This is a genomic window from Peribacillus sp. S4, assembly GCF_046715815.1.
Taxonomy (GTDB): domain Bacteria; phylum Bacillota; class Bacilli; order Bacillales; family DSM-1321; genus Peribacillus; species Peribacillus frigoritolerans.
Genome location: NZ_CP175708.1, coordinates 4,870,762 through 4,884,503 on the forward strand (window position 1 = coordinate 4,870,762; position 13,742 = coordinate 4,884,503).

A 13,742-nucleotide genomic window follows, 5' to 3' on the forward strand; every position below is an offset into this window, starting at 1 on the left:
GACCTCCCTCGTTTTATAAGCATTTATTGAAGGTTTCCATGGCCAATCCATTATATTGGGTGTAATCAAACTTCGCTAGTTCAGGATTATCATCACTAACGATGGTAGATAAGCCCTTTTCCAGTCCATCTATGCTATTTTCGACAAGCAAACCATATTTACCGTTTTCCAAAACGGTCCGGTTAGCCACTATATCAGTAGCCATGATTTTCATTCCTAAGGTCATTGCCTCCAATAATACCATAGGCTGGCCTTCATAATGTGAGGAAAGAACGAAGCAGTCACATTTTTCCATGAACGAAAATGGATTTTCAAGCTGACCCAAAAGATGAATGGAATGATTTAAGTCCAGCTCATCAATGATTGCCTGCAAATCTTCCTTTAAAGGTCCTTGTCCTAAAATATACAGTTTACTATTTTTATGTTTCCCATGAAAGCCTGCGAATGCACGAATCAAATTATCTTGCCCTTTTTCAGGGGATAACCTTCCCATATTGACAAAGTTAAAATCATTTTTATCAGGATATGGAACGAATTGATCATTCACTTCCAACCCATGGACCTCTTGTACGATTAACGCCTGTCTATCGATCCAGCCTATAGATACCCCATCCAATGATATATGGGCATACGTACCAAGTTGAGTAACCGCTTCTTTATCGAATTCAACGATCTGGCCATTAAAGGTTGGCCCATTCTCCAAGACCATGGCATCTTGCAGCCCATAAGGCTTATCCCATATATGATAATCGCCTAATTTAATTTCGGCAGTGCCGCGCACTTCCCGTTCCTTTAACACCATTGGCTCTTCTATCATTTCAAATGCTCCAGTATTTAGCCAGCCTATTATCTTATTGTCTATCTCAAAAAGGTAATAGCCGCCTTTGTTGGTTCTATTATACTTGATGATTCTGACGATTTGCCCTTCAAAATCGATTGCCTTGCTCACTCTTTTAGCCTTGTAGTTCGGATATGCCTTCGTCCAGATTGTATGATCTTCCGGGTTGGTTATTTTACCGTACTTCTGATTACCGGTGTTTATTTCCTTCAGCGTTCTATTCTCGATCTTATCGATGAACTTTTTATTGTTTTTATAGTTTCTCGATATTATATATTTTCTTTTCATCATGATTTGCAGCTTGTCATTATAGCTCATGTCTTCATTGATTGTACAATGTTCAAGCACGGATAAAGCCGAATTATCTATCCAGCCTATGATCTTGTCTTTTACTGATATTCTGCTATAAATCGAATGCTGGGTTTTTGCTTCCCTATCGACTTTTACAATGATCCCTTTAAAATCATGACTGCCGGAAACTTTATACGTTCCTTCAACTTTATATGGCAGGGACCAAATATAGTTCGATCGAGGTCTTACTAACCTTGCTATTTTATCCACTTCTTTTTCATAAATGATGCTGTCTGGCAGAAGCTCCACAGCTTCTTCACTAATCCAGCCTATTATTTGATTGTCATGACTGAATTTATAAAAGGTCTTTTGATCAGCATGGGTTTTCCTCGAAATCACGATTTCAGCACCTTCAAATCGTTCTTCCAATGGAAATTGAGCGGCATTCGAAATTCCCGGAAGGGTATTCCAAACAGGATGATCCTTGACATCCTTTAATATCGCCCTCGCTTTGAAGTTTTCTGTGATCATCGCCTTTTCATCATTTTCGCTACCTTCAGGCTCATTTGACTCGATTTGAAGGATTTTATCCGGGTTGATGGAATTCATTACATAATCAAATTTATCGAAGTCTGCATACTCCAATAGATTCTTTCGGTTTAATTCCATCGTTCCCTCAGACACGCTTACCAGTTTATCAAATCGATTGTATACCGAAAAAATCCCCCTTAGATTAATCCGGTGCGGTCTTTTTCCGTTAATGATGCGTTCACTATCAGAAAGCAAATCATTATGCATATAACAAACTTTCTTTTTTGCATCCGCCGCAAGCAGATATTTAGCCCAATAATGGCTATAACCGCTAAAATCGATAACAAAATCAAACTTTGTTTTGCCGAATAAACGTGCATGCTCTCTAATATAGGCATTTTCCGGGTAAAGCTTCTTCCCTAAGAAACCTCTTTCCCCTCTGTTATGGATGAATTTATCTTTATAGACTTCCAATATGTTATAAACAGGCAAGCCAGGTTTGAATAGAAAACGCACATTCTTATTAACCTTGCCCATATTTTTCAAAACCTCGTATGAGTGAGGAGTGCCCGTAAAACAGCTGACATCATATTTATCATAATCAATATTATTCATTAAGTTAAGGAAAGAGGATGTAATCCCGTTATCCCTCAAACCGCCCGGATAAATTAATATTTTTTCCTTTGCGGAATCCAGCCCGGTAATTGTGTTTAGTTGTTTCGTAGACTTATTGAATATATTTTTGACTATTCTCTCTGTTACTTTTCCATCTTCATGGTTCGTGAACTTTTCCTGCATTTTTTTATATTTATCGGAATATCTCAATTTCACATCTTTAATATCTTTAATGGCTAGCGCCAATTCTTTTGAGTTAAAAAGCATGGGTCCCGGAAGTTCGTCATTTTGGAGATATTGTCCCCTTTGCTCTGCATAAACGTCCGTATCCCAAGTGTAAAATAGAATGGGCTTATCGGTAACAAGGTAATCAAAGAAAATGCTGGAATAATCCGTGATAAGCAAATCGACTGCAGCAAGCAATTCATTTGTATCCACATGGTCTGGTATTAGCCGATCCTTGATTTCCGAATGCTTGGCCGCTTCTTTATATAGAAATGGATGCACCTTAATTAATAAGTTATATTGTTCACCGATTTGACTTTGTAAATAATGAATATCAGCAATGATTTGAAGAAGATCATTATCCACCTTGGCCAGGTTCGTCCCCTTCCAAGTCGGGGCATATAAAATATTTTCCTTAGCATCACTGATTTTCAAACCCAGGGTCCTTAAATAATCCTTATACTCCTCCGGATTCGTATTCAGCGTCAAATCGATCCTCGGATATCCTTCTTCTATTATTTCACCTTTATACAATCCATTTAACTTATAGCTATGTGTAAATATGTTGGTAGTATGGGCATTAGGGCTCAAAATGAAATCTGCACTCAAGAAGTTCCTGACCACGTTTTGAGAGACCGAAGGATTACCGGGTATATCAAAGCCCATATTCTTAAGGGGCGTTCCATGCCAGGTATTGATGTAAATCTGATCGCTTTTAGGGATGAAGAAAGACTGGAATGTGGAATTATTGATTAAATACTCACTTGTTGCCAACCACTTTAAATATTCCTTTGAATTACGTTGAACAAATTGAACATTCGGCATATCCTTATACTTCGCCATTACACCTGAGAGGACACTGAAATCCTGGATGGACCAAATGTGCACAAAATCTTGATAGTCCTGATTTTCCAGCATATATTTAAACATCGCGTATGGACTGTCGGTCATACTGTTTCCATCACGGCTCTCATATAGAATGGTGTTTTTTTGAATGCTTAATTTCTCATAATACTTTGCATATCTATTTACACGTTGATGATTTTCCTTTAATAGGAAATTAACAATAGGCTGTTTAAGGAAATCGACTTTTCTTTTTATTACCTTCTTATTCACTAAATAGGCATCCCCTTTTATGGATTTATATTCACCATTCAAAATTATGTTTGCATTTCAGTAACCAAAAATAACAACTATGAATGATCAATAGTTGGAGATTTTTTCTAAACTAATTACTCTATTAATTTAAAAGATCACTTATCCACTGCCTTGTGCATTTCGAGGATATTTTCCATTACTTTTAAAATGTCGTCTCTTAAATCGGGACGTTGCAGGGCAAATTCAATTGTCGTTTTCACAAAGCCATCGACAACTCCGACATCATAGCGTTTCCCTTCAAAATCATAAGCGAAGACACTTTGGATTTCATTCAGTTTTTGGATGGCATCCGTTAACTGGATTTCACCGCCAGCCCCTGTTTCCTGCTTGGCCAGGAAATCGAATATTTCCGGAGTCAGTATGTATCTTCCCATTATGGCTAAGTTGGATGGTGCCGTTCCTTGTTTTGGTTTTTCGACGAAACGGTTCACTTCGTATCTCCTGCCATCTTGCGTAAGCGGGTCGATGATGCCATATCTATGTGTTTCGTTCTCATTCACCGGCTGCACACCAATGATGGACGAACCTGTCGCATCATATTCGTTGATCAATTGACGCAGGGAGGGCACATCGCTTTCCACGATATCATCGCCTAAAAGGACGGCAAATGGCTCATCACCAATAAAGTTACGTGCACACCAAACAGCATGTCCGAGGCCTCTCGGTTCTTTTTGCCTAATGTAATGGATATTAGCCAAATTGGATGGGTATCGCACCTTCTCCAATAAATCGAATTTCCCTTTTTCACTTAAGTTATTCTCTAGTTCGTACGCATTATCAAAATGATCCTCTATCGCTCGTTTATTCTTTCCTGTGACAATGATTATATCTTCAATTCCCGCTTTCACGGCTTCTTCTATAATATATTGTATAGTTGGTTTATCGACTATTGGCAGCATTTCTTTAGGCATAGCCTTCGTTGCGGGCAAGAATCTGGTTCCCAATCCCGCTGCAGGTATAATGGCCTTTTTAACTTTTTTCATTCTTTGTAACTCCTTCATATTAGGATAAATCAACAAAACGACCCATTTTTTTCTGAGTCATCCTTTTTATAGTAACATAGACTCTCTTTTTGTAAATATATTAACAGAAAAAATTCCTTCATTTGTAAACGCAACCAAAATATTTAAGGCCTTTCCCCGATTTTAAGGAAAAGGCCTTATTTTCTTACTTACAACTCATAGATCTAAAGACTTATCAATTATTGATCATCTCACCCGCTTCAAATTTCCGCTTGGCTTCTTCCCTATCGGTGCCCACCGTCAGCTCTTTGATCGGCTTCCTTGGCGAGTATGGCGATTTCAGAAGTTACTATCGAAAAAAAAGACGTCACCCCAGAGGAGAGACGTCACTAAATTATTCAGCTTCGGCAACAACGGTAAAGCGCTGGTTGATGTGCTGCGGATTTTCAATTTCATCAAGTACTGCAAGGGCAAAATCGGCATAACTTACATAGCTTTCACCCTTTGAGTTTACAAGAAGGTTGTCTTTACCCAGTTTATACCTGCCTGTTCTATTTCCTTGCGGATCAAAGAAGGCGGAAGGGCTGATGAAGGTCCATTGTATATCAGTGGCGTTTTGCAGATCTCCAAGGTTCTTGGATTGATTAAACGCTGTTGCAAAGTATTCTTTAGGAAACTCAGGCGTATCCAGGACACGAATCGTTTTTGCTTCGTCAACAAAAAGGCTTCCAGCTCCGCCAACAACGATCAGTTTCGTTTGTGGAGCGCCTTTCATTGCTTCAATCAAGATTTTTCCTGCGTCCACATGCAGGTGTTCTTTCCCCGGAGCAGCGCCAAATGCATTCACTACAACATCGAATTCTATAATATCCTCTGCTTTCAGATCGAATATGTCTTTTTCCAATACGGAAGCTCCTTGAATTTGGACTCTAGCTTCATCCCTGACAATGGCCGTAACTTCATGTCCCCTAGTCAATGCTTCCTTTAAAATCAGACTTCCAGCTTTTCCGCTCGCACCAATAATACCGATTTTCATTTTACATTCCTCCTATATATTGTTTTTAAAATTAATTGTAACTAAATTACTTACATGTAATAATATAAGTTACAGGTTACCAATTTGTCAACTTTATTATTTAGAGATGTTTCGGAGATATATCCGAAGTTTCGGAGATATATCCGAAGTTTCGGAGATATATTGCTGATTTTCGTCGATATAGTCCGATTTTCGCTGATATATTGCAATTTTCGGAGATATATCCGCAGTTTCGTGGATATAATCCAGGTTTCGATGAATTATTGCTGTTTTTCGTCGATATAGTCCGAGTTTTGATGATATATTGCAATTTTCGGAGATATATCCGCAGTTCATCCAGGTTCCGCTGATATATTGCCGATTTTCGTCGATATAGTCCGAGTTTTGATGATATATCATGACTTTCGTCGATATTTTCATCCGATATAAATAAAAACGCACCATTCCTTTTAGAATGGTGCGCTTCATTACATGCTGATTTTCTTTTTCATTAGCAGTGCCATGCAGATTGTGATGAGCGTAAAGGCGATGAATGACAAAAACGGGATCGTGATGAATCCCAGCCAATTTATATACTCACCTGAGCAGGGAACACCGCTTTGGCACATTTCGAAATGCTGTAGTGCTGGAATTTTTTGCAGACTATAGTGATACCCTGACACCGCCATGCCCAAAATCGATAATGGGAGGATGTATCTATAGATTTTCAGGTCCTGTTCATAAAAGGCCCGGCCCAATAAGATGACGAGCGGGTACATCAGGATCCTTTGGTACCAACAAAAGGTGCAGGGTACATAATGGAGAACCTCACTAAAGTAGAGACTTCCGGCAGTGGCAATGATGGACAGGATCCAAGAAAATAATAGAGGCTTGTTCATCACTATTTCTCCTTCGCTGCATCATCAACCATTTTCACTAAATCATCGATTGTATTTCCTTCAAACTTCTTGCCATTGACAAATAAGGAAGGTGTTCCAGTAACGCCCAATTCGTCGGCCAACTCCATATCCTTGTTCCATTGGTCCTCGGACTTTTTGGCTTTAAACGAGGTAACGACTTTTTTCACATCTTTGTCATTTGCGATTTCTTTCAATGTATCTTCTAAGAACTTGTCCGTAAAGACATCTTCCTTTTCATATTTCAGGTCAGCTGGCTGCTTATCGAACAAAAGCTCATGAAATTCCCAAAAGGTCTCATTGCCTAATTCCTGATAAACACTTTCCGCGAATTTAGCGGATCTGGTTGAATCGACGTTAATGAACGAATAATTCATGAAATAAAATTGCGCTTTTCCTGTATCAATCAATTCACTTTGTATAGAAGGGAAGAATTGCTTCTCGAATGTCTTACAGACCGGACATTTATAGTCCCCAAATTCCACTATTTGGACAGGAGCCGATTTTTCTCCCAAATATGGTTGTGATTTATAATCGATTTCATTAACGGCTGTATCTTCGTCTTTTTTCCCATTTGCTAAAAATATAAAGCCAATAATGATTACAGCGATTAACCCGATGATCCAAAACGTGAATGCAGAAGATTGTTTTTGATTACCCTTTTTTTTATTAGCCATCATATACCTCCATCACTTGTAGTTGTGTCGATTCCTTATCCAGCCATGATGGCCGGTTTCAGTTCCCCCTTTCCTGTAACCTTTCACCTGTAACTGATTCATTTACACGTTATAATATAAGTTTCACCATGCTTGTTTGTCAATTACACATACCTTTTATTTTTGCCTTTGCAGCAACGGCGTGACTTGACAAGGACGGTTAATGGATAAATATTATTCTTGCAGGCCATTATAACTTGTAACCACTTGAATTACATGTTAAATAATTTATACTATATAGGAATAGAGATTTTAAAGGAGAGAAAAAAGAGATGTCCATCAGTACCCGCTTTTCCGTAGGAATCCATATATTATCTCTTTTAGAAATAAACAAAGAAGGCGTTAACACTTCCGATTTTATTGCAAAAAGTGTAAACACCAACCCAGCCTTAATCAGAAAAATCACTGGCATGCTGAAGAATGCAGGTTTAGTGAACGTTCGGCCGGGTATCGCAGGAGCGACATTGGCCAAGGAATTGTCTGATATCACTTTGCTCGATGTTTATCACGCTGTCAACATTGTCTCCGATAAAGAATTATTTGGAATTCACGAAAATCCTAATCCAGCATGCACCGTTGGAAGAAATATACAAGATACAATAGAACCCATCTTTTCCGTTGCTGAACTTGCCTTGGAAAAGGCGTTGGGAGCGGTGACGATCGAGGATGTCGTCAAGGGGATTCTGGAAAAGGATAAAACTGAGTAGCAAAAAAACACATGAGCCGGACTCATGTGTTTTTTTCCATTTCCTTATTTATACTTAGGAACCTCAATCGTCAATTTATACGAATCTAATAAACTATATAAATTATAAATCTGTTTCACTTGTTTTGTTGCCCAGCCAATATCAGTTGCATACTGGTGTGATGCATATCCATATTTCTCCGCAGCTGTAGGATTCCACCTCATTTTATAAAGCGTGTCCTGTCCAACAGAGATATATCCTTTGGCGATGAATTCAGCACCGCCTATGATGGCCGCTTCGGGAGTGAACCAGCCCGCATTATAGGCGTATTGAGCGCCGCTGCTTAGCGCCGTTCCGTCAAACGCCCCGACTCCATACATATTATAGACCGTTTTCCCGTTCACCTTTACGCCAGTCGCTAATGGAGAAGTGCCATTCCCGGTCTCAAGCAAAGCATGTGAAATCAGGTAGATTTCATTGACCCCGTATTTTTCCCCTGCCGCAGTGAAGGTTGCCGCTTTGCCTTGTAGTATCCCTTTGCCTGAAAGGATTCTATCATTCACTTCAGAAACGTTCATGTTGGTGACTTGGGAGAGCTTGACGAATTGGAATGAATGGACTGGATCATTCACGAAATTATTTGGGTTAAGATTATATTCTATATCTTCCGGACTGGCATTTACCCAAGTCTTGTTATAGTCCACCTCATACCAATAATATCCGTCAGAGCCCCTTACTTTTGATTTAATGGTCAATGATTGATAATTGCTTACAGGTCCGACTGCCCAATAATTCGATCCAGCTCCGCCCCTGACACGCCATCCGGTTCCTTTAACGGTACCTTTTGTTGAATTGATTAAAGTTAATCCATCTTCGCGTATGTAGGTTTTATACTTCTTATCCGTCTGACCGTTTACGGCCATTTGAATTTCAACCATCTTTTCCATCGTAAGATTATACTCTTTATCGATCCTGATTATCGATCCATTCGAGCTTCCCGGACCTTCCGGTACTTTGGCCGTTAAATATTGCGTACTGACATATCCGGTTTTTCCATTGGCCGTGACTCTTGACCAGCCATTAGACTCTGAATATACCGTTACGGTCGTATTATTTACGAGCTTGGCTATAATTGAAGCGGAAGCCGATGCTGCTGAACGCATATTTAGACTCGAGCCATCACTTACATTTACATATTTAACTAATGTGTTTGCTTCTCCATCTGGATTCAGTCCCGGTACAGAACCTGGCTTCGTTGCTGATAGATATTTCGTACTGACATAACCTTCTCCGCCATACGCTTTAATTTTTGACCAGCCATTTGATTCCGAGATGACTTCTACCTCTACACCCCTTGCCAATTTCACAATGACGGAAGCACTATCCGACGGCTTATTCCGCATATTCAGTGAACCCGAGCTGACATTTACATATTTGGTTGTCGTTATTTCAGGTATGGATGGTTTGGAGTCCGTTCCAGGCTTTGCCGTTGAGAGGTAGTCAGTACTGACATACCCATCCTTCCCATTTGCCTTGATTTTCGCCCAGCCTTTGGATTCCGAATACACCGTCACTTCCGTTCCTTTTGACAGCTTTGCGACTATGCTCGCACTTTCCGACCCGCTTTTTCTCATATTGAGCGTTCCAGAGCTTACGTTTACATATTTCGTCGTCGTTTTTTCAGGCGTGACTGCCGTTGATCCCGTTCCTGGTTTTGTTGTCGATAGATATTTGGTACTGACATGGCCGTCTTTTCCATTGGCTTTGATCTTCGCCCAGCCTTTAGATTCCGAATACACCGTCACTTTCGTTCCTTTTGACAGCTTTGCGACTATGCTAGCGCTTTCCGATCCGCTTTTTCTCATATTGAGCGTTCCAGAGCTCACGTTTACATATTTCGTCGTCGTTTTTTCAGGCGTGACTGCCGTTGATCCCGAGCCCGGCTTTGTAGTGGATAGATATTTCGTGCTGACATATCCGTCCTTTCCATTGGCTTTGATTTTCGCCCAGCCATTGGATTCCGAATACACCGTCACTTTCGTTCCTTTTGACAGCTTTGCGACTATGCTAGCGCTTTCCGATCCGCTTTTTCTCATATTGAGCGTTCCAGAGCTTACGTTTACATATTTCGTCGTCGTTTTTTCAGGCGTGGCTGCCGTTGATCCCGATCCCGGCTTAGAAGCAGACAGATATTTGGTGTTGACATATCCATCCTTTCCATTGGCTTTGATTTTCGCCCAGCCTTTGGATTCCGAGTACACCGTCACTTTCGTCCCTTTTGAAAGGATGGCAACTATGCTTGCGGTAGCTTTTCCACTTTTTCGCATATTGAGTGATCCCGTGCTCACATTCACATATTTCGCAGTCGTTTTAACCGTTGCCGCAGCTTTGGTCACTGTTCCAGGCTTCGTTGCCGATAGATACTTCGTGCTTACATATCCATCCTTTCCATTGGCTTTGATTTTCGCCCAGCCTTTGGATTCCGAATAGACCGTTACCTGTGTGCCTCTTGTCAGCTTTGCGACTATGCTGGTACTATCACTCCCGCTTTTTCGCATATTAAGTGAACCTGTGCTCACATTCACATATTTCGTTGTCGTTTTAACGGTCGCCGCAGCCTTTTTTACCGCTCCAGGCTTCGTTGCCGATAGATACTTGGTACTGACATATCCTTCTTTTCCATTTGCCTTGACCTTCGCCCAGCCTTTGGATTCCGAATACACCGTCACCTGTATACCCCTTGTCAGCTTAGCGACTATGCTGGCACTATCACTCCCGCTTTTTCGCATATTAAGTGAACCTGTGCTCACATTCACATATTTAGTTGCCGTTTTAATGGTTACTGCTGTTTTCGTTAAAGTCCCTGGCTTCGTTGCCGATAAATACTTGGTACTGACATATCCTTCTTTTCCATTGGCCTTGATCTTCGCCCAGCCTTTGGATTCCGAATACACCGTCACCTGTGTGCCATTTGCCAGCTTTGCGACTATGCTGGCACCTTCCGCCCCGGTTTTTCTCATATTGAGCGATCCGGAATTCACCTGCACAAACATGACGTCCTCAATATTGGCCTGTTCGGCATGTAGTGGAGCTGCAGATATTTTTTCTTCGAAAGCAACTGTGGACAACACTGCAAAACAGAAAGTTGGTATAATTAATTTCTTCATCCCATTCTCCCTACTAAAGAATTATATTTTTAACATTTATTTAAATATCGGTTAAAATCAGTATGATAATATAGGTAAATATGCTTATTCGTCTAAAATATAACATATTCCTTTAGATCTATAGGGAGATAAAAGTGATTGTAACACAATGGTAATCTAATAGAAATTTAAGTAATTATATAGAAACATTTGCAATGAAACTTATGCGACAGGCAAATGATGACTATTAAGTATATTGATATAATTACTTGCCGCTCAAATTAATGCTAATGAGACGAGCATCTTTCTGCCTAAATCGAATATATATAAAGGGTAGGCACACGATCCTTATATTTGACGGATCGAGGCAATGACCTATATAATTACTGTATATAACTTATAAGAATCCTTCTGTTAAGGGGAGTAGCTATACAATAAAGTCGTCAGTACAGGATTGAATCCTCGGCTTTATTGGCAACTGATTTTAGTTGTTTGCAAGACCTTGCCGATTATTTGGTGAGGTCTTTTAATTTAAGACGGTATAACCAATAATCGGTTATACCGTCTTTTTTGATTCGAAAAATTGCACAATAGAGGTGAAAAGTATGCAGAACTATAATGAATTAGCTCAAAGCGTTAAGATTTCCGATGATAAAAAGCATGTATTGCTCGATGCCGACCCATCTTTATCACTGATCGGAAAAGGCCGAAGCGCATATGTTTTCCGAATACATTCCACCAATAAAGCACTAAAAGTCTTTTTCCCGGATCATACTCACACCGCTAAAGTTGAAGCTGAAATATACAAAACCGTCCAATCCATCGAATACTATCCAACCCTATATGATGCGGGGGTAAATTACCTGGTTATAGATCACATTGAAGGCAACACTCTTTTTGAATGTTTAACATTGGGGATCCCAATAACGGAAGAAAACATTGCGGAGATAGACCATGCGCTGCAATTGGCAAGGAAAGAGGGATTGAACCCTTCGGATATCCACTTACGGAACATCTTCATCACTTCTGAAAAAAAGGTGAAGATCATTGACGTTGCAAGGTTTAAGCAAGTGAAATCCTGTAATCAGTGGCACGACTTGAAAAGTGCTTTTCACCTATTCTATTCGAAGTCGTTTTTTCCGAAGAAGATTCCCAGCTTCATACTCAATTCCATTGCAGCAATTTATAAAAAAAGATTTCTGCCCATCTGATCCTTACTATAAAAAAATCACATTGGAGGCACATATGAAAAAAATAATGACCATTGCTCTGCTGTCCATCCTTACATTAAGCGGATGCTCAGCTTTAGAAGAAGTCAATTCATCATTGGAGTATGCAGATGATGCGACGGAGTATGTAAATACCGTTCAGGATTTTGCCAATGAGGTTCCCGCCATGTCACAGGATGCCATCACGAATGCCGAAACAAGAGCAAATCTTGAAAAAGAACTGGAATTGATGAAAACGGAGATTGAAGAATTCAATGCAACTGAACCACCCCAAATCGCTGAAGGCATCCATGAGAAGATCGTCAGCTCAAATCAACAGCTGTCAGATGGAATTGAATTATATCTGAATAATATTGAAAAGGGCCAAATTGATCCTAAGGCATTGGAAGATTCAGAGATAATGAAATCAATCGATAATATAACGGGATTGGCAAAACAAATCGAAGAGTTGGGAAATTAAGCCTCCTGCAATGAATAAAAAGGAATCGCTTGAAACAAATTATTGACATGAAACCAAAAGGTTTTATATAATCAACAAAGCAAAACCAATTGGTTTCATATTTTCACTTACAAAGGAGAATCAGTATGGAAAATACATTACAGGATATCAAGAAGACGGTTATTCTTGAAGCACCTATCCAAAAAGTTTGGGATACAGTTTCCACTGCAGAGGGCATAGCTTCATGGTTCATGCCAAATGATTTTCAACCGAAAGTGGGACATGAGTTCCATGTGCAATCACCCTTTGGCCCATCTCCTTGTAAGGTAACGGAGTTAGATGCTCCTCATCGCCTTTCATTCAGTTGGGATACGGACGGTTGGTTCATTTCCTTCCTTTTAAAAGAAGTGGATGGCAAAACGGAGTTCACCCTTATTCATGGCGGCTGGAAAGAGCCTGATACGATTCTTACGAAACCGAACGAAAAAAGCTCAGTGATTCGCGATAGAATGAATCATGGCTGGGAACAGATCGTTAATCAAGGTCTTAAAAAGGCTGTTGAGGGCTAAGTGTCTGCATCAGAAAAACACGATGTATTCCAGGCTATCGCCGACCCAACCCGCCGAAAGGTCCTGCAATTGCTTGCTGAAGGGGATTTACCCATTTCAGAAATCACTTCTCACTTTTCCATGAGCCGTACGGCAATTGCCAAGCATCTTCATATCCTTTCTGAAGCTGAATTGGTCAGTGGCCGGAAGGTAGGAAGAGAGAAACGCTTTCGGCTTCAGCCGGAACCTTTAGCGGAATTGAAACAGTGGCTTTCTTTTTACGATCAATTCTGGGATAACAAATTATCCATCCTTAAACATGTGATTGAAAATTCAGGGGAAAATGGATTGAAAGTCATCGAAAAAGAAAAGGACACGACTGAACCATCATAATGAGAAAACCCCCGGCGCATTGCACCGGGGGTT

General features: G+C 40.1%; 11 protein-coding genes. 5 read left to right on the top strand and 6 right to left on the bottom strand.

What is annotated here, in order from left to right:
* Nucleotides 1-13: 13 nt before the first annotated feature.
* From ACJ9PY_RS23265 to ACJ9PY_RS23285, 5 genes are all read right to left on the bottom strand, one after another.
* Entirely contained in the window at nt 14-3,616 is a 3,603-nt protein-coding gene (locus tag ACJ9PY_RS23265; RefSeq protein ID WP_411739116.1) for a CDP-glycerol glycerophosphotransferase family protein, read from the bottom strand.
* 137 nt (nt 3,617-3,753) lie between these two features.
* On the bottom strand, nt 3,754-4,641 hold the full coding sequence (galU, locus tag ACJ9PY_RS23270) for a UTP--glucose-1-phosphate uridylyltransferase GalU (RefSeq protein ID WP_098864690.1): 888 nt from the start codon (nt 4,639-4,641) through the stop codon (nt 3,754-3,756).
* 373 nt (nt 4,642-5,014) lie between these two features.
* Nucleotides 5,015-5,656, bottom strand: coding sequence for an NAD(P)-dependent oxidoreductase (locus ACJ9PY_RS23275; RefSeq protein WP_411739117.1), 642 nt, complete (start codon nt 5,654-5,656; stop codon nt 5,015-5,017).
* Between the two features lie 467 nt (nt 5,657-6,123).
* Nucleotides 6,124-6,534 (bottom strand): disulfide oxidoreductase, encoded by a 411-nt coding sequence (locus ACJ9PY_RS23280; RefSeq protein ID WP_063574908.1) that lies wholly within the window; start codon nt 6,532-6,534, stop codon nt 6,124-6,126.
* A 2-nt stretch (nt 6,535-6,536) separates the two neighbouring features.
* Complete coding sequence (locus ACJ9PY_RS23285; protein ID WP_411739118.1) at nt 6,537-7,229, bottom strand: DsbA family protein; 693 nt, start codon at nt 7,227-7,229, stop codon at nt 6,537-6,539.
* A 311-nt stretch (nt 7,230-7,540) separates the two neighbouring features.
* Here ACJ9PY_RS23285 and ACJ9PY_RS23290 point away from each other — a divergent pair, with 311 nt between their 5' ends.
* Complete coding sequence (locus ACJ9PY_RS23290) at nt 7,541-7,975, top strand: Rrf2 family transcriptional regulator (protein WP_057279116.1); 435 nt, start codon at nt 7,541-7,543, stop codon at nt 7,973-7,975.
* Nucleotides 7,976-8,019: 44 nt separating this feature from the next.
* On the opposite strand, the gene ACJ9PY_RS23295 is transcribed toward ACJ9PY_RS23290, so the two are convergent.
* A complete protein-coding gene (locus tag ACJ9PY_RS23295; protein WP_411739119.1) occupies nt 8,020-11,121 on the bottom strand; it encodes an SH3 domain-containing protein in 3,102 nt (1,033 codons plus the stop codon).
* A gap of 584 nt (nt 11,122-11,705) precedes the next feature.
* On the opposite strand from ACJ9PY_RS23295, the gene ACJ9PY_RS23300 reads away from it, so the two are divergent.
* From ACJ9PY_RS23300 to ACJ9PY_RS23315, 4 genes are all read left to right on the top strand, one after another.
* A complete protein-coding gene (locus ACJ9PY_RS23300) occupies nt 11,706-12,311 on the top strand; it encodes a protein kinase family protein (protein ID WP_057279117.1) in 606 nt (201 codons plus the stop codon).
* Nucleotides 12,312-12,345: 34 nt separating this feature from the next.
* A complete protein-coding gene (locus tag ACJ9PY_RS23305; RefSeq protein ID WP_054399099.1) occupies nt 12,346-12,789 on the top strand; it encodes a DUF6376 family protein in 444 nt (147 codons plus the stop codon).
* Nucleotides 12,790-12,908: 119 nt separating this feature from the next.
* Nucleotides 12,909-13,337: an SRPBCC family protein gene (locus tag ACJ9PY_RS23310; protein ID WP_095391274.1), complete on the top strand. Its 429-nt coding sequence runs from the start codon at nt 12,909-12,911 to the stop codon at nt 13,335-13,337.
* Nucleotides 13,338-13,709 carry an ArsR/SmtB family transcription factor gene (locus ACJ9PY_RS23315; protein ID WP_063589905.1) on the top strand — a complete coding sequence of 124 codons (372 nt, stop codon included), beginning with the start codon at nt 13,338-13,340 and terminating at the stop codon, nt 13,707-13,709.
* The last annotated feature ends 33 nt before the right edge of the window (nt 13,710-13,742 follow it).

Coding starts and splice junctions, on each gene's coding strand:
- galU (WP_098864690.1), bottom strand. CDS start 4,641: ATGAAAAAAGTTAAAAAGGCCATTATACCTGCAGCGGGATTGGGAACC.
- ACJ9PY_RS23275 (WP_411739117.1), bottom strand. CDS start 5,656: ATGAAAATCGGTATTATTGGTGCGAGCGGAAAAGCTGGAAGTCTGATT.
- ACJ9PY_RS23280 (WP_063574908.1), bottom strand. CDS start 6,534: ATGAACAAGCCTCTATTATTTTCTTGGATCCTGTCCATCATTGCCACT.
- ACJ9PY_RS23285 (WP_411739118.1), bottom strand. CDS start 7,229: ATGGCTAATAAAAAAAAGGGTAATCAAAAACAATCTTCTGCATTCACG.
- ACJ9PY_RS23290 (WP_057279116.1), top strand. CDS start 7,541: ATGTCCATCAGTACCCGCTTTTCCGTAGGAATCCATATATTATCTCTT.
- ACJ9PY_RS23295 (WP_411739119.1), bottom strand. CDS start 11,121: ATGAAGAAATTAATTATACCAACTTTCTGTTTTGCAGTGTTGTCCACA.
- ACJ9PY_RS23300 (WP_057279117.1), top strand. CDS start 11,706: ATGCAGAACTATAATGAATTAGCTCAAAGCGTTAAGATTTCCGATGAT.
- ACJ9PY_RS23305 (WP_054399099.1), top strand. CDS start 12,346: ATGAAAAAAATAATGACCATTGCTCTGCTGTCCATCCTTACATTAAGC.